This is a genomic window from Methylobacterium sp. WCS2018Hpa-22 (genome assembly GCF_031843785.1).
Classification (GTDB): domain Bacteria; phylum Pseudomonadota; class Alphaproteobacteria; order Rhizobiales; family Beijerinckiaceae; genus Methylobacterium.
Genome location: NZ_JAVTJA010000002.1, coordinates 242,395 through 265,919 on the forward strand (window position 1 = coordinate 242,395; position 23,525 = coordinate 265,919).

A 23,525-nucleotide genomic window follows, 5' to 3' on the forward strand; every position below is an offset into this window, starting at 1 on the left:
TCAGGGCGGGGCGGGACGCATTTCCGGGCCGGCCAGGAAGCGGGCCGCGTCAGTCGTGATCTCCTCCCGTCGCTGCTCGCCCAATCCGTCGAGGGTACGGTAGGGCATGGCCATCCTCGGGTTCCCCGCCAGGCGATCCGCATTCTCGATGAGGAAGTTCCAGTAGAGGTAGTTGAACGGGCAGGCGCTGTCGCCGGACTTGGCAGCGACGTCGTAGGTGCAGCCCCGGCAGTAATCCGACATCCGGTTGATGTAGGCGCCCGAGGCCGCATACGGTTTCGAGCCCATGACGCCGCCATCCGCCCACAGGACCATGCCGTGGACGTTGGGCAACTCCACCCATTCGTAGGCATCGGCATAGACCACGAGATACCATTCCTCCACCTGCGCCGGTTCGATCCCGGCCAGCAGGGCGAAATTGCCAGTCACCATCAGCCGCTGGATGTGATGGGCGTAGGCATGGGCCCGCGTCTCGGCGACGCATTGCGCAAGGCAGTTCATGCGCGTCTTGCCCGACCAGTAGAACCAGGGCAGATCACGCTTGGCGCCGAGGGTGTTGGTCTCGGCATAGGCCGGCATCCTGGCCCAGTAGAGCCCTCGGACATATTCGCGCCATCCCAGGATCTGGCGGATGAAGCCCTCGACGCAGTTGAGCGGCGCTGCCCCCTCGTCATAGGCGCGGGCCGCTTCCAGGCATACTTCTCCCGCCGTGAGCAGGCCCGCATTCAGTGCCGGCGAGATCAGCGCATGATAGAGAAACGGCGCGCCCGACTTCATCGCATCCTGGTAGTCGCCGAAACGCGGAAGACACTCGGCCAGGAAGTGCTTCAGAGCGACGATGGCGTCGGCGCGGGTGACGGGCCAGCGGAAGGCATCGAGATCGCCGAAATGCCCGGCGAACCTGTCCGCGACCAGGGCGATGACCTCGGACGTGATCGCATCGGGCGCGAAGCCCGGGCGTTCCGGGGGGAGGTGCCCGCGTGGCAATTTCTTTCGGTTGTCGTGGTCGAAGTTCCACTGGCCGCCGATCGGCTCGCCGTCCTTCATCAGGAGGCCGGTGCGCTTTCTCATGCCGCGATAGAACGTCTCCATCCGCAGGGCGTGCCGTCCCTCGGCCCAGCGCGCGAAATCCGAGCGCGGGCAGAGGAAACGGTTGTCCTCGCGGATCTCGACGGGCATCGGCAGATCATCACGCCATCCCTGCATCATCTCCCAGACGCGCCACTCGCCGGGCTCGGTGACGACGATCCTGTCGGGTTCGTGCCGCGCGACCGCTCGCTGGAGTTCTCCGGTGAACGAGCCGGTATTGCCCGGCGCATCGAGGCGCACATAGTCGACGGTGATGCCCTCGGCCTCCAGATCGGCCGCGAAATGGCGCATGGCCGAGAACAGGAAAGCGATCTTCTGCTTGTGGTGGCGGACATAGGTCGCCTCCTCCCACACCTCGACCATGAGAACGATGTCGGAGTGCGGGTCGAGATCGGTGAGCGAGGAAACGCGGCGGTGAAGCTGATCGCCGAGGACGAAGCGGAGCGTGCGTTGGCGGGTCACCCCTTCGTACGCAGGGCCGAGCGGCCGCCATCCGCGCCGATGATCTGACCGGTGATCCACCCGGCTTCCGCCGAGACGAGGAAGGCGGCGAGCGCGCCGATATCGTCCGGCGTGCCCAGGCGCTGGAGGGCGTGCATGGATGCGATCCCGGCGGCCAGCGTCTCGTTGCCGGTGATCGCGGCGGCGAGCGGCGTGCGCGTCAGCGAGGGGGCGACGACGTTGATCCGGATCTGAGGGCTGAGTTCGGCGGCGAGGGACAGGGCGAGACCCTCGACCGCTCCCTTCGCCATGGCGACAGAGGCATGGGCCGGAAAGCCCTGTGCCACCGCCACGGTGGAGAACAGGACGACGCCCGCCCCTGCCTCGCCTGCACCAGCTTTCAGCGCCGGCGCCGCGGCCTGGAGAGCGAGAAGTGCGCCGAGGGCGTTGAGCTTGAAATCCGTCACCGCGTCGTCGGCGGTCAGCTTCGCCAGCGGCTTCAGGTTGATCGTCCCGACCGCGTAGACGAGGCCTGCGAGCGAACCGCCCGCTTCCTGCGTCACCGTGGTGAAATGGGCGGGGTCAGTGACGTCGCCGGCCGTGAAGGTCGTGTCCCCCAGGCGGGCGGCGGCGTCTTCGAGGCGCTGGGGATCCCGTGCCGCGAGATGCAGCGGGATACCGCGCTTACGCAGGGCCTGCGCCGTGGCCATGCCGATGCCGCCGGTTCCGCCGTAGATCACAACCCGGTTCATGACCGCTCCCATTCCCTGCCGGATCGGTTAGGTAAGGCGGATCATGCTGCCGTGGAGCCTGTGAGGCCCCATCCGTAGAGTCGCACGTCTCGCAACCACGCCCCGGGGATGTTCATGAAGTTTGCCTTCGCCGGCATCGATTTCCTCGGAGGCGTTTTCGAAGCGCTGGTGGAAGCCGGATGGACTCCGATCAAGCTGTTCACCCGGCCCTGCGACGGGCTCTACGATCACAACGAGGCGGTCGTGGCCCAGAGCCGCCGACATCGCATCCCAATGCAGCTTTCCCGGATCAAGCTCGCGGATCTCGATGCCCTGACGCAGACCCACGGGACGGACTGGGCCTTGGTGGTGGCCGGTTACCCCTGGCTTATCAAGGGCTGGCGCAACCGGGCCGCCTACGCCCTGAACTTCCATCCCTCGCCCCTGCCGGTGGGGCGCGGCCCCTATCCCCTGTTCAAGGCGATCACCGATGCACGCGACAGCTGGGGCGTGACTGCGCATGTGCTGGCCGAGGAGGGGTTCGATACCGGCGACATCCTCGCGCAGGAGACCTTCGCGATGGCGCCGCAGGAGACCCACGAGACCCTGTTGGCCCGATGCCAGATCGCCGCCCGGCGGCTCGCCTCGGGACCCATTGCGCGTGACCTGCCGGCGCGCTGGCAGGCAGCCCAGCCCCAGGGCGAAGGCTCCTACTGGGCCCGTGCCACCGATGCGGACAGGACCCTCGATTTCCGTACCGATGTCGAGGCGATCCTGCGGCGGATGCGGGCCTTCGGCACCATCGAGACCATTGCGCGGCTGGGCGACAACTCCATCTTCGTGGCGGCAGCGGAGGGCTGGCGCGAGCCGCACCGCCATGCGCCGGGAACGATCGTTCACCGCTACCGCCGCCACGTGGTGATCGCCGCGCGCGACGGCTTCATCCAGATCACCCGCTGGAGCCCGGTCGCCGTCGCGGATGTCGGGCAACTCGGGCGATAGGACGAAATTCCCATGTCGCGCATGCGCAAGAAGGCGGATCTGCCCACCAAGGTCTGCGTCGCCTGCGGCAAGCCCTTCGCTTGGCGCAAGAAATGGGAACGTGTCTGGGACGAGGTCCGCTACTGTTCCGACCGGTGCCGGAACGAGGCGAAGCGGTCGGGCAAGGCCTCCTGATCAGGCGTGGGCGGCAGCGATCAGGGCCGCCTGCGTATCGATGTCGAAGGTGACGGCGGCATCCATCTCCCATTCGACGACGTCTGTCCGCGCCGCGAGGAGACGGCCGGCACCCTGGTCACCGGTGAGCGAGGCGAGGTCGGGCGCGAGGAGCGCGCGATTCAACAGAACCGGGTTTCCGCACACGCCGAGATGGACCGGGACAATGGCGGCGGGCACCGGATCGGCAGCCAGGAAGGCGGCGGCCAGGGTGGCGAGGTGGGACGGCCGGACACGCGGCATGTCCCCCAGCATCACGATGATTCCATCGGGCTGCGGCAGGGCGTCGAGCCCGCACCGCAGGGAGGTCGACAGCCCGTCCGCATAGGCCGGGTTGTCGATGAGCCGCAGGTCGAGGCCGCCGAGTGCCTGCCGAACCGCTGCGCCATGCGCGCCAATTACGACCGCCACGGGCCCGAGTTTCGCCGCGACTGCTGACTCGGCCGCGTGGCGCACGAGTGGCTTGCCGTCGAGGGTGCCGAGCATCTTCGACGCTTGGCCGAAACGCGTCCCCCGCCCGGCGGCGAGGAGGACGATGCCGATCCGATCAGACATCGTCCGCCATGCCCTCGTCCAGCGCGCTTTCCTCGCCTGATCTAGGCTGCGGACGGGACACGATCTCCATGAGCAGGCCTCCGACACCGAGCCCGACGATATCGGCCCGGCTGACGACGAGGCCGGCGAGAAGGCGGTGGAGAATCCAGTCGAACCCGTTCTCGGCGGGCGAGCGCGCGCATCCCGGCGCACCGATGACCGGGACGTCGCCGATACGGCCGACCAGAAGCAGGTTGCCGGGATCGACGGGCATGCCGAAATGCTCCACCTCACCGCCCGCCGCCTCGATACCGGCGGGGATGACGTCGCGCCGGTCGGCGATGGCCGAAGCGCCGAACACCACGACGAGATCGGCCTCGTCGCGGGCGATGGTCTGGCGAAGGGCGGCGGCCATGGCGCCAGCCTCGTGCGACACCCGGATATCCGAGACGATCCCGGCCCCGGTCGGCGCCAGCCGGCGCTCGAGGTTGCGCAGGGTCTTGGCGATGGTGGTCTCCTTCAGCCCCGGCAACAGGGTCGAGACGACGCCGACCCGGCGGCGGCGATAGGGGATGACCGTCAGTGCCTCGGGCGTCGCGATCCCACACGCGCGCTCAAGGGCGGAAGCCGAGACGGCGTAGGGGATGATCTTGACGGTCGCCACCATCTCGCCGGGGATGACAGGCCGGAAAGGCGACAGGGTCGCTAGCGTGATCGCCTCGTCCACCCCGTTCACGGCGTCGATGACGGCGCGGTCGATCATCAGAAGGCCCGGCACCTCCGCGTGGAGATTGCAGCGTCCCGTGAAAGCGGGACTTGCCGAAAGGCCAGCCCCCGCGACCCGGCCGGCGAGGCGGGCGGCGGCCTCGTCCTCGCCGACATCGCCCGCCTCCAGGGTCACCGCCACCACACTGTCGAGGCCGGCCTCACCGAGACGGCGCGCATCCTCACTCCCGATCGGCCGCCCCTTGCGGACGATCACATCGTCGGCCCGCAGAGTATGGGCCGCGATGAGCCCCGCGGCTCGCGAGATCGCGACCGAACCGAACTTCACGCGGGAACTCCGGGTTTGGTAGCGCGCGGATCGGCGCCGCGCAGGGTGGAGACGACCTGCGCCAGGATCGAGACGGCGATCTCGGCCGGGCTCACGGCACCGATATCGAGGCCGATCGGCGCCTCGATCCGCCCGATCTGTTCCGACGAGAACCCCGCCTGCGACAAGCGTTCGACCCGCGCGGCATGGGTCTTCCGCGAGCCGAGGGCGCCCACATAGAAGCACTCGGCCTTCAGGGCCGCGATCAGCGCGGGATCGTCGATCTTCGGATCGTGGGTCAGGGCGGCAACGGCACAATAGCGGTCGAGGGGCGGAACGGGGCCTGCGAGGGCTTCGTCCGGCCATAGTGGCACGAGGGAAACCTCCGGAAAGCGCTCGGTCGTGGCGAAGGCCGTTCGCGGGTCGATGACGCTTACCGAAAGGTCGATCGCCGCCGCCATCGGGCACAAAGCCTGACTGATATGCACTGCCCCGATGAGGACGAGCCGGACCTTGGGAGCCTGGACGGTGAGGAAGAATTGCCGCCCCTCCACCTCGATAAGGCCGCTCTTTCCCGAGGCGAGGCGCCGCGCCAGGATGTCGGCGAGGGGATCGGCCGGGATCTCGGCCTCGCGGACCACACGCTGGCTGCCGTCATCGAGGTCGGTGACGAGCAGCGCGGCGCGGCGCGCGGCGCGCTCGACATTGAGGGCACGGAGAGAATCGAGTTGCATGGCGCCGCTTCAGTCGATGCGTTCGACGAAGACGCGGATGCGCCCGCCGCAGGACAATCCCACCCGCCAGGCGGTCTCGTCGGCAACGCCGAACTCGATCACCCGTGGCCGTCCATCGGAGATGGCGTCCAGTGCCTCGGTGATGACGGCCCCCTCGACGCAGCCGCCAGAGACCGAGCCGAGGAAGTTTCCGCCCTCGTCGACGACGAGGTGGCTGCCGACCGGGCGAGGCGCGGAGCCCCAGGTCTCGACGACGGTGGCAAGCGCCACGCCGCGCCCGCTACGGCGCCACGACTCGGCCGCGTTGAGGATATCGGTTTCGGTGGAGAGCATGGGACACTCCGCGCGCTGCGCGTCTTCGAGCATGACGGCACTCACGCAACGCCGCCTCGGGGAGATAAGCTCCGGCGCGGATGGCACAATGCGGAGGCGAAGCCCATGCCATGCCTGCCGGACGTCCCATCTCCGAAACGTGCGGACGAGCACGGAGGAGACGTCTCGTCGCCCGGGCGCACACGCGCTTCAAGCCGCGCCAAATCCGCTGGCGCGCGCTATGAAGATCGGGCCCTCTACTCGCCAATCCTCCGGGCCCCGTTCCATGAGACCCTTTCTCCCCTCGGCCGCCGTAGCGATCCTCGCTGTGCTTGCCCTCTCACCCTCCGGCGCCGTGGCGCAGAGCGCCGCGCAGGCGCCGATCCGGATCGGGCTCTCGCTTCCCCTGACCGGGCCTGACGCCGCCTTCGGGCAGGGCCTCCGGGCCGGGGCCGAACAAGCGGTGGCGGATCTCAACCGCGCGACGGGAGCCTCGGGCCGGAAGCTCGCTCTCGTCGTTGCCGACGATGCCGGCGACGGCAAGCAGGGGCTGGCCGTCGCGCGGAAATTCGCCGCCGATCGCGTGCCCCTCGTCATCGGGCCGCTCAATGCCGCCGTGGCCGCATCGGCGCTGCCGGTCTACGAGGAAGCGGGGATCGTCGCTGTGACGGTCGGCATCGCCTGGCCCGCCTTGACCACGCGTGGGGCCTGGAACGTCTTCCGCCTCGGTGGTAGCGATGCGGAGCAGGGGCCGATCGCGGCGGGCTATCTCCTCGAGCGTTTCAGAGGGCGGCGTATCGGCCTCGTCCATGACAGGAGCACGTTCGGTCGGGGTCTCGTCGACGACGTCGCTCGCAGTCTCAAAACGAATGGACAGGCGGAGACTGCCTTCGAAAGCCTCGGCCGCGGCGACAAGGATCTCTCCGCCCTCGTCGCCCGCCTGAAGCGCGCCCGGATCGAGGTCGTTTATTTCGGTGGCCTTGCGCCGGAAGCGGGGCTGCTGATCCGTTCCCTGCGCGAAGCGGGTCTGGCCATTCCCCTCGTCGGCAGCGATGGACTGCTCGACAAGGAGTTCGCCGCCGGGGCCGGTCCCGGCGCCGAGGGGACCGTGATGACCCTTGCCCCCGAACCGCGAAAGCTGCCGGAGCCCAAGGGAGCGGCGGCCAAGCCGAGGAGTCCGGAGACCGACATGGTCGCGGCGCAGGGCTATGCGGCGGTCGAGATCCTCAGACAGGCCGTCGAGCAAACCAAATCGAATGAGGGCCGCAAAGTCGCGGCGTTCCTCCATGGCGGTGCGCCGCTGAAGACCGCCCTTGGCGAGGTCTCATTCGACGATAAAGGCCAGACCACAGCGCCCGGCTACCAGCTGCAGGTGTGGAAGAAGACCCCCGACGGCCGTATCGACTACGCCGGCAATGTCGTGACGCCCTGATCCGGGCGAAAAGTGGCGCCTTGCCGCCAACCCGATGAGGCAGCTGTCGCCTCGGATTGGGACGAGCCGAGAGGATGACCGGGCAGTTGAAGCACCAACGAAGATTTCCCGGTCTCAGGACAGGATGTGCTTTTCTGTCGACGGGATACCGTTCACGGCGGTAAAAGCTTGCTTACGGAACGCGCGAACATTATGTCTCGCCGACGCTCGCCGGTGTTGCGCATCCGATGGGATCGGACCCGCCGCCCGCAGCGTTTTGCCGAACGGCTATGTTTTTGGTGTCCCGGAATGCCCCGTTCTGGCGTTCCGGCTGGAGAGTGTGGATGGCGAAAGAAGAGTTGATGCAGTTCGACGGTCTCGTGATCGAGATCCTGCCGGACGCACGCTACCGCGTGCAGCTCGACCAGGGCCACGAGATCGTGGCCTACACGGCCGGCAAGATGAAGAAGAACCGCATCAAGACTCTGGCGGGCGACCGTGTCACCGTCGAGATGTCGCCCTACGATCTCGAGAAGGGCCGCCTCGTGTTCCGTCACAAGGACGAGCGTTCCTCCGGTCCGCGCCCGCCGATCCGCGGCCAGTTCCGCCGCCGCTGAGCCTTACGAAAAGGCGGCCCCTGCTTCGAATATGCCGGGCCACCCGTAGGCGAAGCTATCTCCCCGAAGGTGCCGTCTCGTTTTACGAGATCGCTCCTACGGTCTTGGTCCCGGGGATCCGCTGAGCGGTCCCGGAACACCCGAGACCCCACAGAATCTCGCCCCTCCCGGACGCCTACCTCCCGAACCGCTCGAATTTCGGGAAGCTGCGGGTCATCAGAGTGCCGGCCTCGGCCCGGTGGCCCATCCACTTCTCCAGCAGTGCCGCGTTGGCGAGCCGCTCCTGACCGGCACTGTCGCGCCAGGGCAGGCCCTCGGCCAGGGTGAAGACATGGGCGTCGGTGAGCGTGCTCTGGCGGCAACGCTGCAGGCGCACCCCCTTGCCGCGCGACAGTTCCGGCAATTCCGACAACGGGAAGACCAGCAATAGCCGGTCGGCACTGCAGACGGCGACATGATCGCCGCTGCTGGCAGGCACGAGCAGCATGGCCTGGGCCGGCTCATCGAGCCCCATGATGCCCTTGCCCTTGCGGGTATTGGCCACCAGCGCGTCGGCGGGGGCCAGGAAACCGCGCCCATCCGAGCCCGCGATCAGGAGCTTGCCACCTGGCTGATACGGCAGGGCGGCGACGATCTCGGCGCCGTCGTCGAAATCCACCATCAAGCGGATCGGGTCACCGAAGCCGCGTCCGCCCGGAAGCTTCGCCGCTTCCAGGGTGAACACCTTGCCGTTAGAGGCCAGGACCAGGATCTTGGCCGTGGTCTCGCTGAGGAACGAGATCTTGAGCGCGTCATCGCCCTTGAAGGCGACGCCCGACAGATCGGCCACATGCCCCTTGAGGGCGCGGATCCAGCCCTTGGCCGAGACGATGACGGTGATCGGCTCGCGCTCCACCATGGCGGACGTGAAATCGATCCCTGCGGTGTCGGGCGGGTTCTCCAGGGTGGTGCGACGGGCTCCGATCTTGGTCTCGGGCCCGAAGGTCTTCTTCACCGCCCGGATCTGCTTGGTGATGTCCGACCATTGCATCTTTTCGGAGCCGAGCAGTTCCTCGATCCCGTCCTTCTCCTTGGTCAGCGTATCGAGTTCGCGCTTGAGCTCCATCTCCTCCAGCTTGCGCAACGAGCGCAGGCGCGTGTCGAGGATGGCGTTGGCCTGGAGTTCGGTGAGTTCGAACCGCTTCATCAGGGACGGTTTCGGCTCGTCCTCCTCGCGGATGATGCGGATCACCTCGTCGAGATCGAGATAGACGATGAGAAGGCCGCCGAGAATTTCGAGGCGGCGTTCGATCTGCCCGAGGCGGTGGCGCGAGCGGCGTTGGAGGACGACGCGGCGATGGTCGAGCCATTCGCGCAGGGCCTCGGCCAGCCCGATCACGCGCGGGACGAGACCGCCCACCAGGACGTTCATGTTGAGGGGAATGCGGGCTTCGAGTTCGGTGAGCCGGAACACGGATTCCATGAGGATCACCGGGTCGACGCTGCGCGAGCGCGGCTCCAGCACGACACGGACGTCTTCCGCCGATTCGTCGCGCACGTCCGCCAGCAGTGGCAGCTTCTTCTCCTGCAGCAACTCGGCCAGCTTCTCGATGAGCCGTGCCTTGGGAATGCCGTAGGGGATCTCGGTGACGACGATGTTCCAGGTGCCGCGCCCGGTATCCTCCTTCGCCCAACGCGCCCGCACGCGAAAACCGCCGCGCCCGGTACGGTAGGCCTCGGCGATCGACTCGGCACTGTCGATCAGAATGCCGCCGGTGGGAAAATCGGGCCCTTTCACGAAGGTGAGGAGCTGGGCCGACGTCGCCTCGCGATGGCCGATGAGATAGAGCGCCGCGTCGCAGAGTTCGGCCGCGTTGTGCGGCGGGATCGAGGTGGCCATGCCCACCGCGATGCCCTGGGAGCCGTTGGCGAGCAGGTTCGGGAAGGCCGCCGGCAGGACGATGGGCTCGTCCTTCTCCCCATTGTAGGACGGCCGGAAATCGACCGTGTCCTCGTCGATCCCGTCGAGGAGCAGGCGCGCCACCTCCGTCAGCCGCGCCTCGGTGTAGCGGTAGGCGGCGGGGCCATCTCCGTCGATATTGCCGAAATTGCCCTGGCCATCCACCAGCGGATAGCGCTGCGCGAAATCCTGTGAGAGGCGCACCAGCGCATCGTAGATCGCCTGGTCGCCGTGGGGATGGAAATCGCCCATCACGTCGCCGACGATCTTCGCGCATTTCTTGAACGCCGTGTTGGGGTCCAGGCGCAGGAGCCGCATGCCGTAGAGGATGCGCCGATGCACCGGCTTGAGGCCGTCGCGGGCATCGGGCAACGCGCGGTTCATGATGGTGGAAAGCGCATAGGCGAAGTAGCGCTCTTCGAGCGCCGACTTCAGTTCGACGCTCTCGATACCGTCGGATCCCGACGGTGGATCGAAGGGCTGGCCCATGACGAACTCCCGGGCCGGACATGGCCCATATCAGAACATAACGAGAACGGAACTTAATCGCTCTGCGTCCCCAACGCAACGAATCGCGCCCGCTCCGCCGGAGGGGCGATGGCGCGGGGTCCCCAGATGTGCTGGTCGAGGAAATACCCCGTCAAGGTAAATCCATTGGCTACATCCCTCTCGTCCGGCGGGATGGAGCCGCCCCGGCCCTTCTCCCGCTCGAGAAGGAAGCCCGGCAGAGCCAGCAGCCTGTCACGGAAGGGCTCCCCGGCCGAGGCGCTGACAGCCCGCCCGGTCCTCGGCGAGACGTAGATCAGCGCGTCGTTGCCGCCCGTGGCGGCGCAGGCGCTGAGATCGAGGCCGAAGCCGAGTTCGGCCAGGATCGCGAGTTCGAACCGCACCATCAGGAGCGGCGCGATCACCCGGTCGTCGAGATGGGCGACGAGGATGCGTGCGGCCTCGTAGACGGCGGGATGGGGATCGCGCTCGGGCAGGAGGCGCAGGAGCGCGGCCATGTGAGTGACGCCGTAGAGGGCGAGGCCGGAGCCCATGAGCCGCGCGGCGGCGGATTCGAGGGGCTCCACCGCGAAAGCGCCGAGGCTCTCATCGAGACGCGCGCGCCAGGTGAGGCGAACGTGGTTGCCGGTCTGGAGCACCGGCTGCATCCGCCGCGAACGCCCCCCATGGACGAGGCCGAGATGGCGGCCGTGGCACGCGGTCATGACTTCGAGGACGATTCCCGTCTCGCCCTGCTTGCGCAGCCCCAGCACCACGCCGTCGTCGGTCCATTGCATGGCCCTCTCATTAAGGCGTGGCGAATGCGTTGGAAACGGGCCGACGGCATCGAGAAACGCGCTGGATTGTGGTGATCCATATATTCCCGCGCAGCGTGTCAAACGCTACGCTTCGGGTTCCGCCGTTAGGTGCTCCCCTCCCATGGTACTCTTCCGACATGGCATCGCCGGAAACGGCCCGTTGCTGCCGCGATCCATGGTCGCCATCGCGGCGATGGCATTCCTCGCCCTCACGCTCGCTGGATGCGGGCGGCGTGAACCGGCTCCCGCTGCCGTTGCCAGCTTCACCATGCGCGAGCGGGTGGCCGCCCTGGCACTTCGCCAGAGCGGCTTCGGTTCGATCTCGGTGATCCCGGTCCGGTTCGAGTACAGCCGCATCGCCGGACCCTTTCAGGACGACGGCCGTACCCTTTATTGCGTGTCCGCCCGGATGATGGGCCGCCGCTTCCTCAAGGGCGAGAAGGCCAAGGTCGTCATCCGCGAGGAGGCCGGCAAGCTCAGCATCCTCGAGGATGTCGAGGAGGTCTGCGAGGGCCACCGGACGGAGCCGTTCAAGGAACTGGAGGCGCTGGGGAACAGATAAAAATGTATGTTTCCGGCAATGGCCGACGCAGTAACACGCGAGAAAATACCTGAAAGAACGATCTAGAAATGAAAGCCAAGCACGGCCTCCGGTTTCTAATCCTGCTGTTACTCTCCGTCCCCTCGCTAACGGCGGGAAACATCGTCGCCGTGGCACATACCCCTTACATGACGCAGACGGAGCGATTGACGCTGCCCGATGGCGAGCATGGTGAAATCAGGCTCCTTCACGGAGATGGAATCCTCTTTACTGATCCTGTTCGTCTCCTCGTTCTCGATGGCCGGGGGCGACCGTTAGCGCGCAGCGGCAAGTACTCCCTGATCTCCCTGATTTGCGACGGCACACCAAGATCCTGCCGAGGCTACGTCCACGATACAGCAGGGGTTCTGACGATTGATCCGTCTTCGTTCAGGTCGGCAGACACGACATTGCCGAGCGCGAGCGTCGAAGGCGACGACTTCATGTGGAGCATGGAATCGGGGAACGAGAGTTGGGGATTCGCGGCACGCATGGCGTCGCCCAGCGAGATCGTGGTTCGCGAGTCTGCATTCATCATGGAGCATCCGTATCTCCATGGCTCAGTGATGGGCCTTGGATGCCTCACGGCAGTCCTGGCATTCGTGGGCACCTGGCGTCCGACACATCGCAGCCGCTGGCTACACACTCTCTGGGCTTTCAGCATCCTGTTGCGCGCTATGACTGCGGCACTGGTTCTTTATCTGATATTCGCTCTTTTCGTCGTCATTCCACTCAGCCTTGTGTCGACGCTGCTAAGCTTCACCGTCGGCATTGCTATCGTCCTGGGAATACGAAAACATTGGGGTCGATCCGCATTGATCGTACCGGTTAGCAGCGTCCCGCCCTGAACGCATACGATCAAGGTGGCAGCTTGCTCCGACCGGCCGGTGATGCTCCGATACGGGCCATGCGGCATCGCCCCCTTTCGCTCACCCTCGACCTCATCGCCCTCGCCCATCCGACCCCCGTCGCCGACGATGCGAGCGCCCTGCATCTCATCAGCGATCTCGACCTCGCGCCCGGCCTCGACAGGATGCTCCGGCACCGGCCGACGGAGGACGAAGGGCTCTGGGTGTTCGGCTACGGTTCGCTGATCTGGCAGCCGGAATTCGCCGTGACCGAGCGGCGCGTCGGCACGGTGAGAGGCTATCACCGGCGCTTTTGCCTGCTGCAGCGGCGGTTTCGCGGGAGCCGCGAACGGCCGGGCCTCGTCCTTGCCCTCGACCGGGGCGGCATCTGCCGCGGAATCGTGTTTCGCCTGAGGGGATCGGATCCGGTCGAGACCCTGATGCCGGTCTGGCGCCGGGAGATGCGCGGCGGAGGCTATGCGGGACGCTGGGTCGTCGTCGAAACCGCGGCCGGGCCGGTCACCGCCCTGACCTTCGTCGTCAACCGCGCCAGCAACCGCTACACCGGGCGCCTCGCGGAGGAGGAGATCGCCGACCGGATCGCCACCGGCGTAGGGCATCTCGGCCCGAGTGCGGAATATCTGTTCCGCACGGCACAGGCCTGCGCGGATGCCGGCATTCTCGACGACCATCTCTGGCGGTTGCAGCATCTCGTGGCCGAGCGCCTGGAGGCCGCATATCGACAGCAAGCGGAGCTGCGCGTCGCCACGCGGTAACGGGTCCCTCCTTCCCGCATCGCTGATTTCGAGGTGGAAGAGAGGGCCGGCGACCCGCCCGGAAACTACGCAGGTGCGGCCTCGTTGGTCTGCATCGGCAAGGTCGCTCCGCACAGGTGTGCACGGGCGAATTCCGGTGCATCTTCCTTCGAGGAGATGCCGGATATCGGTGATCGTCCGGGGGGCAGCAGCGGGAAGGCTTCGACCCATGAGCCTCACACCATGAGCAAATGCCCGCCTCCGACGCCGCTGCCGCCCGATCGCAGGCTGGCTTTCTTTGAATGGGAGGGTCCCGCCGCGCCGCGCGGAGCACTTCGAGCCAGGGTCCGCGCCGTCCATCGCCGTTCCGAATCCCAATGCGTCGCCTCCTTGATGGCGGAAGTGCATCAAAGTCCGTCGGAGGATGCCGCGGCGACGCATCTGGCCGGGCGCCTCGTCGCGGCCTTGCGCGAGAAAGGCGCCCGCGGGCCCGTCGAGCAGCTGATGCGCGAGTTCAGCCTGTCGAGCGCCGAGGGCGTCGCCCTGATGTGCCTCGCTGAAGCACTTCTGCGCATTCCGGATACGGCGAGCCGCGACGCCCTCATCCGCGACAAGATCGGACATGGCGATTGGCGGTCGCATCTCGGCCATCCCACCTCGCTGTTCGCCGGTGCAGCCGCGTGGAGCCTCGCGCTGACGGGGCGGGTGGTCGGCGTCGAGGACGAGGCCGGCCTGACGGCGGCGCTGACGGGCGTCCTGCGTCGGGCGGGCCAGCCGGCCATCCGCATGGGTGTCGATCTGGCGATGCGGATGCTCGGCGGCCAGTTCGTCACCGGCCGCAGCATCGCCGAAGCGCTCCGCAACAGCCGGCAGAAGGAGGAGAAGGGCTTCCGCTATTCCTATGACATGCTCGGCGAGGCGGCAGTGAATGCAGCGGATGCCGCCCGCTATCTGGCGGATTATGCCGGCGCCATCGCGGCGATCGGTATGGCCTCGGCCGGGCGCGGTCCTCTCGATGGGCCGGGCATCTCGGTCAAGCTCTCAGCGCTGCACCCGCGCTATGCCCGTGCCCAGCGCGAGCGGGTGATGGACGAGTTGCTGCCGAGGCTGACGGACCTCGCCCTCGCGGCCAGCCGCCATGATATCGGGTTCAACATCGATGCCGAGGAGGCCGACCGGCTCGACCTCTCCCTCGATCTCCTCGAAGCCCTGGCGTCGGACGAGCGTCTTGCCGGCTGGGACGGGCTCGGCTTCGTCGTACAGGCCTATCAGAAGCGCGCGCTCCCCGTGCTGGACGTCGTCATCGATCTCGCACGGCGGAGCGGGCACCGCCTCATGGTCCGCCTCGTCAAGGGCGCATACTGGGATTCGGAGATCAAGCGCGCCCAGGTCGATGGGCTCGACGGTTTCCCGGTCTTCACCCGGAAGCTCCATACCGACGTGTCGTACCTCGCCTGCGCGCGCCGGCTTCTGGCGGCCGGAGACGCAGTGTTTCCGCAATTCGCGACCCACAATGCCCGCACGCTCGCCGACATCGTCGCCATGGCGGGGGAAGATTTCCAGCCCGGCGACTACGAGTTCCAGTGCCTGCACGGCATGGGCGAGGCGCTCTACGAGGAGGTGGTCGGCGGCGCGATCCTCGACCGGCCGTGCCGGATCTATGCGCCGGTGGGCTCGCACGACACGCTGCTCGCCTATCTCGTCCGGCGCCTGCTGGAGAACGGAGCAAACTCCTCCTTCGTCAGCCGGATCGCCGATCCCGCCGTGTCGGCCGGCGACCTCGTTGCCAACCCGCTGGAGCTGGCCCGCCGGGTCGTACCGCCGGGATCGGGCCATCCGGGGATCGCCCTGCCGCGCAATCTCTTCGGCCCGAGCCGCGTGAATGCGCGCGGCCTCGACCTGACCGACGAGGACGTGCTCGCGTCCCTCGGTGCGGGCCTGCGGGCGGGTGCGGGGACACCCCGCCTGTGTCGGCCCGTTCCGACGGATGGGTATGACGGCACGAAACGCGCCGTACTCAACCCCGCCGACCGGAACGACATCGTCGGCCATGTGATCGAGGCGGAGGCGGGGATCGTCGACGCCGCCATCGCGCGTGCGACATCAGCCTCCAGCGCCTGGGCGACGACGGCGCCATCGCGGCGGACTGAAATCCTGAACGCAGCGGCCGACCGGATCGAGGCGCGACGCGACGCGTTCTTCGGGTTGCTGATCCGAGAAGCCGGCAAGACCCTCGCCGATGCCGTCGGCGAGATCCGCGAGGCGGTGGATTTCCTGCGCTATTACGCAGCGCAGGCAGCGGGATTCGATCCCGCGACTCATCCGCCCCTTGGCGTCGTCGCCTGTATCAGCCCCTGGAACTTCCCCCTCGCCATCTTCATCGGGCAGGTCGCGGCGGCACTCGCCGCCGGCAATGCCGTCCTTGCAAAGCCGGCCGAGGAAACGCCCCTGGTGGCCGGGCTCGCCGTGGAGATCCTGATCGAGGCGGGAATTCCGGACGGCGTGCTCGGTCTCCTGCCGGGAGACGGTGCGATCGGCGCGCGCCTCGTGGCCGATCCTCGGGTCCAGGGCGTGCTCTTTACCGGTTCGACCGATGTCGCCAAGGCGATCCAGGCCGAACTCGCCAGGCGGCTCGGACCGGATGGACGGCCGATTCCGTTCGTGGCCGAGACGGGTGGCCAGAACGCCCTGGTCGTCGATTCCTCCGCCCTGCCGGAGCAGGTCGTCGCCGATGTGGTGATGTCGGCCTTCAATTCCGCCGGACAGCGCTGCTCGGCGCTTCGCGTGCTCTGCCTTCAAGAGGAGGTGGCCGACCGCATCCTCGCCATGCTCGAAGGCGCCATGGCCGAACTGACGATCGGCAATCCCGACCGGCTCGCCACCGATATCGGGCCGGTCATCAGCGAGGCTGCGCGGGAGGCGATCGAAGAACATGTGGCGCAGATGCGGGAGCGCGGCCACGCCGTGCATCGGGTCGCGCTGCCGCCCTCCCGCGCGGCCGGCCATTTCGTTTCCCCGACCCTGATCGCCATCGACAGTCTCGACGACCTGTCCGGCGAGGTCTTCGGCCCCGTCCTCCACGTCCTGCGCATCAGGCGCGACGATCTCGGCCGGATCGTCGATGCCATCGCCGGGACCGGCTACGGCCTGACCTTCGGCGTCCATAGCCGGATCGACGCTACCGTCTCGCGCCTCGTGGACCGGGTCCATGCGGGCAACATCTACGTCAACCGCAACCTCATCGGGGCCGTCGTCGGCCTTCAGCCCTTCGGCGGCGAAGGCCTGTCGGGGACGGGACCGAAGGCCGGCGGACCGCTCTATCTCCACCGCCTCCTGGCTTCGGCGCCAGCGAAGACCGGCCTCGTCCGGCGGCCCGCCGCGATGCCCGAGGCGCTGGCGTCCCTGCGCGACGCCCTGTCGGCGGCGGGCAGGGAGAGGGACGCGGCGCGCTGCGACGCCTATGCCGAACGGAGCCTCCTCGGGCTCGACATCGCCCTGCCCGGCCCGGTGGGCGAGAGCAACCGCTACAGCCTGCAGCCGCGCGGCACGGTGCTCTGCTTTCCGGCCAGCGAGACCGGGCTGTTCGCGCAGATCGCCGCCTGCCTCGCCACCGGCAACGCGATCCGGCTTCAGATGCCTGCCGCCTTGCGACCTGCGCTCGATATGCTGCCCGGCGCCCTGCGGCGCCAGATCGACATCTCGGCCAAGGCGGAGGCGATGGGCTGCGCGGCGATCCTGGTGGAGGGCGGAGCGGATGCGACCCTCGCGGCGACGCGGAGAGCCGCCGCGCTGCCGGGCGCCATCATCCCAGTCCTCGCCGTGTCGCCGGACGAACTGGAGAAAGGAGCCGACGATTACTCGTTGGAATGGCTTCTCCGGGAGCGCAGCGTCAGCATCAACACCGCGGCGGCAGGCGGCAATGCCGCCCTCATGACCCTCGGCGAGGATAGCGATGCGATCACGGTGCCGCCCACCACCTCATCCTGAAGTGCCGAAGCGCAGCGAAGGCCTCGAAGGAGCCCTCCAGCTCGCGTAGCGGGTTCTGGAGCCCTCCTTCGAGGCGGTTATCGCAGCGCCTCAGGACGAGGTCGTGGAAGGGAAGAAAAACGTCACGGTCTCCGCTCGTCGATACCTGTCGAACCGAGGGAACCCTCTCAGACAGAAAAGGTCGCGGCCTGTCCGTGCAGCAGACCGGCCTCATCCACGAGTTGCCAGACGATGGCGTCGCGGATCGGGAAGCGGGTTCCGTCCTTGCGGATGCGGATGCCGGCATAATTGGCGACGAACCCGTCACGGGTGACGGCGTCGAGCAGGCGCTGACGCTCGGCGCGTTCCGGGGCCTCGGCAGAGAAGCGAGAGGGCAGCCCGATGAGCTCGTCCTTCTCGTAGCCGAAGATGCGCAGAGCGGTCAGGTTCGCATAGATGAAACGCGGGTCCTCTGCCCCATCATGGGCCAGGACCGCGAAGGGGGCGTCGGCATGGAGCCAAGCCGCGTCGCCCCCAGACTCGGGCACCAGCGACCGGCCGACGGCACGGCGGAAACTCCCGGTCAGGAGCGTATGGAAACCGGGATCGTTGCAGACATCCACGTCAGGCACCTGTGTCAGCGGGAGGCCGAGGGCCGCTCGAACCGGGCATAGGCGGCCAGGACGAGATAAGCGACGACGCTGCCGAACGCGGCGGCGACTGCTTTCACGAGGAAATCGCTCAACCGCGCATGGCGGGTCGACGACAATTCCTGGCCGAATTCGAGGAGGCCGGCCACCGCCATTCCAGTCATGAGCCCGAGATACCAGCGCTTGGGATAGGCCAGGATCAAGAGGAAGCCGAACAGGGCGTAGGCGCTCATCCGCTCGACATTCGCCGAGGCGACGACCGGCCGGAGCCCGATCGGGGACAGCGTCACGAAGACCAGGATCGCGAGGATGACGAAGACCGACAGGCGCAAGAGAGTTCTCGTCATCGAAGCGTGCCACCGAACCGCGACGCCAGCTTGCGTCATGCCGGGTCTTGTTGGGCAAGCACCGGGTCCAGCCTAATGTCGACCATGCTGAAGGTATTATTAAGACGCGGTTACGCGGCGGATGTTTCCCGCCGCGTCTTTCCGATCGGCAAGCCGGCTCGCATGGCCGCTGCGGAGCGTCAGTGCTGCTCCGCGCGCGCCTTGTTGGCGAAGTCGTTCACGGTAGCCAAGGCCTGGTCGAACCGCTTCTCGCTTTCCGCGAAGCGCAGGAATCCCACGCGTTCCACCAGGATTTCCGGCGGAGTCGGCTGCGTCGCGAAGAGCATCATTACTTCGTCCATGAAGTCGCCGAGGGGCATGTATCCCTCCCGCGTCGACTGGCCGGGCGTGAGTTCCGTCTGCACGGCGGGCGGCACGAGCTCGATGACCTCGACCCTGCCCTTAAGGGCGTCCCGCAGGCTGACCGTGTAGGAATGGATCGCCGCCTTCGTCGCCGAATAGGTCGGGGTCGAGACGAGTGGCACAAAGGCGAGGCCCGACGAGACGTTGACGACCGCCGCGTCCGGCTGAGCGGAGAGATGGTCGATCAGCGCGTTGGTGAGGCGGATCGGCCCCAGCAGGTTGGTGGTCACCATCGCCTCGGCATCCGCCAGTTCACGGGACCGGGTGAGATCCTCGAACAGCATGATCCCGGCATTGTTGATCAGGACGTTCAGGTCGGGATGGGCGGCGATCACCGTCGCGGCGAAAGCGTCTATCCCGGCCTTGTCCTCGACATCGAGCACATAGCCGACCATGCCGGGATTGGCCTCCGTGACCGCATCGAGCCGATCACGGCGGCGGCCGGCGATGATCACTGTGTTGCCCTGGGCCTGGAAACGCTCCGCCAGTTCGCGGCCGATCCCCGATGCGCCGCCGGTGATGAGAATGGTGTTGCCGCTCGTCTTCATGGGACATCCCTCCTGGTTGTCCCAAACAGATGCCGCGCCTACTCTCCGATGGGTAGAAGGCACCAAAAAGATTTGTACTTACCAAAAGGAGAGCGTGAAATGCCGGCCCCGCCCCCACCCGCCGATGCGGATCCGCGCGTCGAGGCGCTGGTTCACGACCTGATCGGCCGCGTCGCCGACAAATGGACGATGCTGGTCCTCGAAATCCTGGAGGAAAGGGGCGAGCTTCGTTTCACCGAACTCAGCCGCTCGATCGGCACGATCAGCCAGAAGATGCTGACTCAGACCCTCCGCCATATGGAGCGGGACGGATTGGTGATCCGCACCGTGCATCCGGTGGTGCCGCCCAAAGTCGAGTACCGGCTGACGGAACTCGGCCAGAGCCTCGGCGCCGCCTTCTGCGGCGTGTGGATCTGGGCCGAGCAGAACCTCGCGGCGGTGGAGACGGCGCGCGAGACGTTCGACGGGCCCCTCCCCTCGGGAGGCTGACCCAGTCAGTTTACTTCGACCTGCACCACACCGGGCACTGCCCGCAGGGCACCGGCGATCTGCGGCGTCGCCTGGTAGCGGCCGGGGAGCTTGACCTCGACCTCCCGGTCGCCGCCGTCGAGGAGGAGGATCAGTGAGACCTCGCCCTCGCCGCGCACCTGCAGGCGCTGCTGCACGCTGACGATGGGGCGCTCGTCGCGGAGATAGACGCGCATGCCCTTCTGGTGCCGTGCCACCGCCTCGTCGAGAGGCTCGGCGGTGACGATGCGCGCGCGCACATCCTCGCCTTCGAGATTGGCCTGGATCTGGAGCACAAGCGGGCGGCCGGGCTCCAGGATCTCGCGGTACTGGCCGAGGCCTTCCTGGAAGATGATCGCCTCGAAATGCCCGGTCTGGTCCGAGAGCGTGACGATGCCGAGCTTGTTGCCGGATTTGGTGCGGCGCTCCGACCGGTCGAGGACGGACGCGGCGACCTTGCCGACGCTCGAGGTGCCGGCGCGGACCGAGCGGCAGAACTCGGCCCAACTCTGGACGCGCAGCTTCTCCAGCAGGCCGGCATATTCGTCGAGCGGATGGCCCGAGAGGAAGAAGCCGATGGCCTCGTATTCCTTCTTCAGCTTCTCGGCCATGGGCCAGGGCTCGTAGGCGGGCACCCGCAGGGTCACGTCGGCCGAAGCGATGCCGCCGAACATGTCGACGATGCCCGTATTGGCCGCCTCCGCCGCCCCTTGCGCCAGCTTCATCATCGGCTCGACGGCGGCGCAGGCCCGCGCGCGGTCGACCTCGATGCAATCCATGGCGCCGGCCGCCACGAGATTCTCCAGGGTGCGCTTGTTGATGAGGCGCGGGTTGAGCCGGCGCGCCAGGCAGGCGAGGTCCTTGAACGGCGTGTCGCCGCGTGCCTCCACCACGGCCTCGACGGCGGCCCGGCCCACGCCCTTGATGGCGGCGAGCGCATAGCCGATGCGTCCGTCATGGACCTCGAAATTGACGCCCGAGGTGTTGATCGAGGGCGGGTCCACCGGGATGCCGAGACGCTGGGCGTCCTGGCGGAACTCGGCGAGCTTGTCGGTGACGTCGATGTCGAGCTGCATCGCGGCGGCCAGGAACTCCACCGGGTAGTTCGCCTTGAGATAGGCCGTCTGGTAGGTCAGCAGCGCGTAGGCGGCGGCGTGCGATTTGTTGAAGCCGTAATCGGCGAATTTCGCCAGCAGGTCGAAGATCTCGTTGGCCTTGGCCTCGGTGAGGCCGCGCTCCACCGAGCCCTTCACGAAACGGTCGCGCTGGGCGTCCATCTCGGCCTTGATCTTCTTGCCCATGGCGCGGCGGAGCATGTCGGCGTCGCCGAGCGAGTAGCCGGCCAGAAGCTTGGCCACCTCCATCACCTGCTCCTGGTAGACGATGATGCCGAAGGTCTCCTTGAGGATCGGCTCCAGCTTCTCGTGCGGGTACCAGCTCGCCTCGTTGCCGGCATCGCGGCCGAGCTTGCGCTCGCAATAGACCGGGATGTTGGCCATGGGGCCGGGCCGGTAGAGCGCCACGAGGGCGATGATGTCCTCGAACCGGTCGGCCTGCATCTCGACCAGCGCCTTGCGCATGCCGGCGGATTCCACCTGGAACACGCCCACCGTCTCGCCGCGCTTCATCGGCGTATAGGTCGCCGCGTCGTCGAGAGGCAGCGAGGCGAGATCGACGATGATGCCGCGCTGCGCCAGGAGGTCGGTGCAGCAGCGCAGCATGGTCAGGGTCTTGAGGCCGAGGAAGTCGAACTTCACGAGGCCCGCCGCCTCCACCCATTTCATATTGAACTGGGTCACCCGCATCCCGGTCTTCGGGTCGCGGTAGAGCGGCACGAGCTGTTCCAGCGGCCGGTCGCCGATGACCACGCCCGCCGCGTGGGTCGAGGCGTGGCGGTGCAGGCCCTCGAGCTTCTTGGCGATCTGCATCAGCCGGGCGACGACGGGCTCCTCCTCCATCGCGGCCTGAAGCTTGGGCTCGCCCTCGATGGCCTGGACCAGGGTGACGGGGTTGGCCGGGTTCTGCGGCACCAGCTTCGTCAGCTTGTCGACCTGCCCATAGGGCATCTCCAACACGCGGCCGACGTCGCGCAGCACGCCGCGCGCCTGCAGCGTACCGAAGGTGATGATCTGCGCGACCTGCTCGTGGCCGTAGCGTTCCTGCACGTACTGGATCACGCGCTCACGGCCATCGACGCAGAAATCGATGTCGAAATCCGGCATCGAGACGCGCTCGGGGTTGAGGAAGCGCTCGAACAGCAGACCGAAGCGCAGCGGATCGAGATCGGTGATCAGGAGCGCGTAGGCGACGAGGGAGCCGGCACCCGAACCACGGCCCGGCCCCACCGGGATGTCGTGGTCCTTGGCCCATTTGATGAAGTCCGACACGATGAGGAAGTAGCCGGGGAACTTCATCTTCACGATGACGTCGAGCTCGAAGGCCAGACGGTCGCGATAGACTTGTTCGGTCATGCCCTCGCATGGGCCGTGCTGGGCGAGGCGCAGTTCCAGCCCGGCCTCGGCCTGGCGGCGCAGTTCGGACGGTTCGTCGAGGGCGATCTCCTCGGCGACATCCGGCGAGACCGCCTCCACGGGCAGCGCGTCGAGAGCGGCCACGACGCCGAAATTCGGCAGGATCGGCTTGCGGGTGCGCACCCGATAGGTGCAGCGCATGGCGATTTCCACGGTGGCGGACAGGGCATCCGGCAGGTCGTGGAAGAGCTTGGCCATTTCGGCGCGGGTCTTGAATCCGTGGCGCGGAGTGAGCTTGCGGCGGCGCTCGTCCGAAACGAGGCGCCCCTCGGCGATGGCGAGCAACGCGTCGTGGGCGTCGTAATCGTCAGGCTTGGCGAAGAACGGTTCGTTAGTGGCCACGATCGAGAGGCCGTTGGAATCGGCGAGCCGGATCAGCTCGCGCTCCACCATGCGCTCGTCATCGAGCCCGTGGCGCAGGATCTCCACGTAGAGCCGGTCCTCGCCGAAAGCCTGTTTCAGCTGGGCGAGACGGGCGGCGGCGAGCTCGACACGTCCGCCGCGCAGGGCCGTATCGAGGGGGCCGGTGGTGCCACCCGTCAGAGCGATGAGGCCTTCCGCGTTCTCCGCCAGTGCCTCTACGGTGAGACGGGGCGCATCGCCCAGGGGGCCGTCGAAATAGGCACGGCTCGCCAGACGCAGGAGGTTGCCGTAGCCGGCCTCGCTCTGCGCCAGCACGACGACGTTGGAGGTGATGATCTGCGACAGCCGCGCCATCGGATCCGGCGCCTCGAAAACCACCGAGAGTTGCATGCCGGCGATGGGCTGGATGCCCGTTCCGGCGGCCTTCTCGGAAAATTCCAGCGCCCCGAACAGGTTGTTGGTGTCGGTGAGTGCCAGCGCCGGCTGCCGGTCGGCGGCGGCCGCCTTGACGATGTCGCCGACCTTCAGCGCCCCTTCGAGCAGCGAGAAGGACGAGTGGACATGGAGGTGGACGAAACCGGGATCTTTGAGGATGCGCGCCATGGCTCAACCCATCCCGAGTCGCGGTTCACGGTCCATTACCATTACCACATCCGGCGCATTTGCCT

Annotated in this window: 21 protein-coding genes; 9 read left to right on the forward strand and 12 right to left on the reverse strand. The window is 67.3% G+C overall.

Annotated features, from left to right (window positions below; genetic code table 11):
- Together RQI43_RS03625 and RQI43_RS03630 are read right to left on the reverse strand one after the other, a co-directional pair.
- The gene (locus RQI43_RS03625; RefSeq protein ID WP_311274237.1) at positions 1-1,551 is read right to left on the reverse strand and encodes a cryptochrome/photolyase family protein; all 1,551 of its coding nucleotides are present in this window, start codon (positions 1,549-1,551) and stop codon (positions 1-3) included.
- Complete coding sequence (locus RQI43_RS03630) at positions 1,548-2,282, reverse strand: SDR family oxidoreductase (RefSeq protein WP_311274238.1); 735 nt, start codon at positions 2,280-2,282, stop codon at positions 1,548-1,550. The genes RQI43_RS03625 and RQI43_RS03630 overlap by 4 nt, the downstream gene beginning before the upstream one ends.
- Before the next feature lie 114 nt (positions 2,283-2,396).
- Here RQI43_RS03630 and RQI43_RS03635 point away from each other — a divergent pair, with 114 nt between their 5' ends.
- Both RQI43_RS03635 and RQI43_RS03640 read left to right on the forward strand, forming a co-directional pair.
- Entirely contained in the window at positions 2,397-3,263 is an 867-nt protein-coding gene (locus RQI43_RS03635) for a formyltransferase family protein (protein WP_056431836.1), read from the forward strand.
- A gap of 12 nt (positions 3,264-3,275) precedes the next feature.
- Positions 3,276-3,437, forward strand: a complete 162-nt coding sequence (locus RQI43_RS03640; protein WP_207410132.1) for a DUF2256 domain-containing protein — start codon at positions 3,276-3,278, stop codon at positions 3,435-3,437.
- On the opposite strand, the gene RQI43_RS03645 is transcribed toward RQI43_RS03640, so the two are convergent.
- The 4 genes from RQI43_RS03645 to RQI43_RS03660 are packed head-to-tail and all read right to left on the reverse strand — an operon-like array spanning position 3,438 to position 6,110.
- Complete coding sequence (locus RQI43_RS03645) at positions 3,438-4,031, reverse strand: nucleotidyltransferase family protein (protein WP_311274239.1); 594 nt, start codon at positions 4,029-4,031, stop codon at positions 3,438-3,440.
- Positions 4,024-5,064, reverse strand: a complete 1,041-nt coding sequence (locus tag RQI43_RS03650) for a molybdopterin-binding protein (protein WP_311274240.1) — start codon at positions 5,062-5,064, stop codon at positions 4,024-4,026. Before RQI43_RS03650 ends, RQI43_RS03645 begins: the two co-directional genes overlap by 8 nt.
- Positions 5,061-5,777, reverse strand: a complete 717-nt coding sequence (locus tag RQI43_RS03655; RefSeq protein ID WP_311274241.1) for an XdhC family protein — start codon at positions 5,775-5,777, stop codon at positions 5,061-5,063. Before RQI43_RS03655 ends, RQI43_RS03650 begins: the two co-directional genes overlap by 4 nt.
- A 9-nt stretch (positions 5,778-5,786) precedes the next feature.
- Positions 5,787-6,110 carry an XdhC family protein gene (locus RQI43_RS03660; protein ID WP_056432390.1) on the reverse strand — a complete coding sequence of 108 codons (324 nt, stop codon included), beginning with the start codon at positions 6,108-6,110 and terminating at the stop codon, positions 5,787-5,789.
- Positions 6,111-6,375: 265 nt separating this feature from the next.
- On the opposite strand from RQI43_RS03660, the gene RQI43_RS03665 reads away from it, so the two are divergent.
- Positions 6,376-7,521, forward strand: a complete 1,146-nt coding sequence (locus tag RQI43_RS03665; protein ID WP_311274242.1) for a branched-chain amino acid ABC transporter substrate-binding protein — start codon at positions 6,376-6,378, stop codon at positions 7,519-7,521.
- 323 nt (positions 7,522-7,844) lie between these two features.
- Complete coding sequence (infA, locus tag RQI43_RS03670; RefSeq protein WP_018045296.1) at positions 7,845-8,117, forward strand: translation initiation factor IF-1; 273 nt, start codon at positions 7,845-7,847, stop codon at positions 8,115-8,117.
- Between the two features lie 175 nt (positions 8,118-8,292).
- Here the strand turns inward: infA and parC are convergent, their stop codons facing one another.
- Positions 8,293-10,545 (reverse strand): DNA topoisomerase IV subunit A, encoded by a 2,253-nt coding sequence (gene parC, locus RQI43_RS03675; protein ID WP_056431822.1) that lies wholly within the window; start codon positions 10,543-10,545, stop codon positions 8,293-8,295.
- A gap of 53 nt (positions 10,546-10,598) precedes the next feature.
- Complete coding sequence (gene recO / locus RQI43_RS03680; protein WP_311274243.1) at positions 10,599-11,339, reverse strand: DNA repair protein RecO; 741 nt, start codon at positions 11,337-11,339, stop codon at positions 10,599-10,601.
- A 196-nt stretch (positions 11,340-11,535) separates the two neighbouring features.
- On the opposite strand from recO, the gene RQI43_RS03685 reads away from it, so the two are divergent.
- The 4 genes from RQI43_RS03685 to putA all read left to right on the forward strand — a co-directional run bounded on the left by RQI43_RS03685 (position 11,536) and on the right by putA (position 17,530).
- The gene (locus tag RQI43_RS03685) at positions 11,536-11,922 is read left to right on the forward strand and encodes a hypothetical protein (RefSeq protein WP_405030551.1); all 387 of its coding nucleotides are present in this window, start codon (positions 11,536-11,538) and stop codon (positions 11,920-11,922) included.
- Between the two features lie 68 nt (positions 11,923-11,990).
- Positions 11,991-12,788 carry a hypothetical protein gene (locus tag RQI43_RS03690; RefSeq protein ID WP_311274244.1) on the forward strand — a complete coding sequence of 266 codons (798 nt, stop codon included), beginning with the start codon at positions 11,991-11,993 and terminating at the stop codon, positions 12,786-12,788.
- Positions 12,789-12,847: 59 nt separating this feature from the next.
- Positions 12,848-13,564, forward strand: a complete 717-nt coding sequence (locus RQI43_RS03695) for a gamma-glutamylcyclotransferase (RefSeq protein ID WP_311274245.1) — start codon at positions 12,848-12,850, stop codon at positions 13,562-13,564.
- A 222-nt stretch (positions 13,565-13,786) separates the two neighbouring features.
- Positions 13,787-17,530, forward strand: a complete 3,744-nt coding sequence (gene putA / locus RQI43_RS03700) for a bifunctional proline dehydrogenase/L-glutamate gamma-semialdehyde dehydrogenase PutA (RefSeq protein ID WP_311274246.1) — start codon at positions 13,787-13,789, stop codon at positions 17,528-17,530.
- 167 nt (positions 17,531-17,697) lie between these two features.
- Here the strand turns inward: putA and RQI43_RS03705 are convergent, their stop codons facing one another.
- From RQI43_RS03705 to RQI43_RS03715, 3 genes are all read right to left on the reverse strand, one after another.
- Positions 17,698-18,132, reverse strand: a complete 435-nt coding sequence (locus RQI43_RS03705) for an MEKHLA domain-containing protein (protein WP_311274247.1) — start codon at positions 18,130-18,132, stop codon at positions 17,698-17,700.
- A 14-nt stretch (positions 18,133-18,146) separates the two neighbouring features.
- Entirely contained in the window at positions 18,147-18,506 is a 360-nt protein-coding gene (locus RQI43_RS03710) for a hypothetical protein (RefSeq protein ID WP_056431800.1), read from the reverse strand.
- A gap of 179 nt (positions 18,507-18,685) precedes the next feature.
- Complete coding sequence (locus tag RQI43_RS03715; protein ID WP_311274248.1) at positions 18,686-19,456, reverse strand: SDR family oxidoreductase; 771 nt, start codon at positions 19,454-19,456, stop codon at positions 18,686-18,688.
- A gap of 99 nt (positions 19,457-19,555) precedes the next feature.
- Here RQI43_RS03715 and RQI43_RS03720 point away from each other — a divergent pair, with 99 nt between their 5' ends.
- A complete protein-coding gene (locus RQI43_RS03720) occupies positions 19,556-19,945 on the forward strand; it encodes a helix-turn-helix domain-containing protein (RefSeq protein WP_311274249.1) in 390 nt (129 codons plus the stop codon).
- A gap of 5 nt (positions 19,946-19,950) precedes the next feature.
- Here the strand turns inward: RQI43_RS03720 and dnaE are convergent, their stop codons facing one another.
- Positions 19,951-23,460 (reverse strand): DNA polymerase III subunit alpha, encoded by a 3,510-nt coding sequence (gene dnaE, locus RQI43_RS03725; RefSeq protein WP_311274250.1) that lies wholly within the window; start codon positions 23,458-23,460, stop codon positions 19,951-19,953.
- Positions 23,461-23,525 lie beyond the last annotated feature (65 nt).

What these genes read in the sequence shown, in the direction of transcription:
- RQI43_RS03630 (WP_311274238.1), bottom strand. Translation starts at nt 2,282, where the DNA reads ATGAACCGGGTTGTGATCTACGGCGGAACCGGCGGCATCGGCATGGCC.
- RQI43_RS03635 (WP_056431836.1), top strand. Translation starts at nt 2,397, where the DNA reads ATGAAGTTTGCCTTCGCCGGCATCGATTTCCTCGGAGGCGTTTTCGAA.
- RQI43_RS03640 (WP_207410132.1), top strand. Translation starts at nt 3,276, where the DNA reads ATGTCGCGCATGCGCAAGAAGGCGGATCTGCCCACCAAGGTCTGCGTC.
- RQI43_RS03645 (WP_311274239.1), bottom strand. Translation starts at nt 4,031, where the DNA reads ATGTCTGATCGGATCGGCATCGTCCTCCTCGCCGCCGGGCGGGGGACG.
- RQI43_RS03655 (WP_311274241.1), bottom strand. Translation starts at nt 5,777, where the DNA reads ATGCAACTCGATTCTCTCCGTGCCCTCAATGTCGAGCGCGCCGCGCGC.
- RQI43_RS03660 (WP_056432390.1), bottom strand. Translation starts at nt 6,110, where the DNA reads ATGCTCTCCACCGAAACCGATATCCTCAACGCGGCCGAGTCGTGGCGC.
- RQI43_RS03665 (WP_311274242.1), top strand. Translation starts at nt 6,376, where the DNA reads ATGAGACCCTTTCTCCCCTCGGCCGCCGTAGCGATCCTCGCTGTGCTT.
- infA (WP_018045296.1), top strand. Translation starts at nt 7,845, where the DNA reads ATGGCGAAAGAAGAGTTGATGCAGTTCGACGGTCTCGTGATCGAGATC.
- parC (WP_056431822.1), bottom strand. Translation starts at nt 10,545, where the DNA reads ATGGGCCAGCCCTTCGATCCACCGTCGGGATCCGACGGTATCGAGAGC.
- recO (WP_311274243.1), bottom strand. Translation starts at nt 11,339, where the DNA reads ATGCAATGGACCGACGACGGCGTGGTGCTGGGGCTGCGCAAGCAGGGC.
- RQI43_RS03685 (WP_405030551.1), top strand. Translation starts at nt 11,536, where the DNA reads ATGGTCGCCATCGCGGCGATGGCATTCCTCGCCCTCACGCTCGCTGGA.
- RQI43_RS03690 (WP_311274244.1), top strand. Translation starts at nt 11,991, where the DNA reads ATGAAAGCCAAGCACGGCCTCCGGTTTCTAATCCTGCTGTTACTCTCC.
- RQI43_RS03695 (WP_311274245.1), top strand. Translation starts at nt 12,848, where the DNA reads ATGCGGCATCGCCCCCTTTCGCTCACCCTCGACCTCATCGCCCTCGCC.
- putA (WP_311274246.1), top strand. Translation starts at nt 13,787, where the DNA reads ATGAGCAAATGCCCGCCTCCGACGCCGCTGCCGCCCGATCGCAGGCTG.
- RQI43_RS03710 (WP_056431800.1), bottom strand. Translation starts at nt 18,506, where the DNA reads ATGACGAGAACTCTCTTGCGCCTGTCGGTCTTCGTCATCCTCGCGATC.
- RQI43_RS03715 (WP_311274248.1), bottom strand. Translation starts at nt 19,456, where the DNA reads ATGAAGACGAGCGGCAACACCATTCTCATCACCGGCGGCGCATCGGGG.
- RQI43_RS03720 (WP_311274249.1), top strand. Translation starts at nt 19,556, where the DNA reads ATGCCGGCCCCGCCCCCACCCGCCGATGCGGATCCGCGCGTCGAGGCG.
- dnaE (WP_311274250.1), bottom strand. Translation starts at nt 23,460, where the DNA reads ATGGCGCGCATCCTCAAAGATCCCGGTTTCGTCCACCTCCATGTCCAC.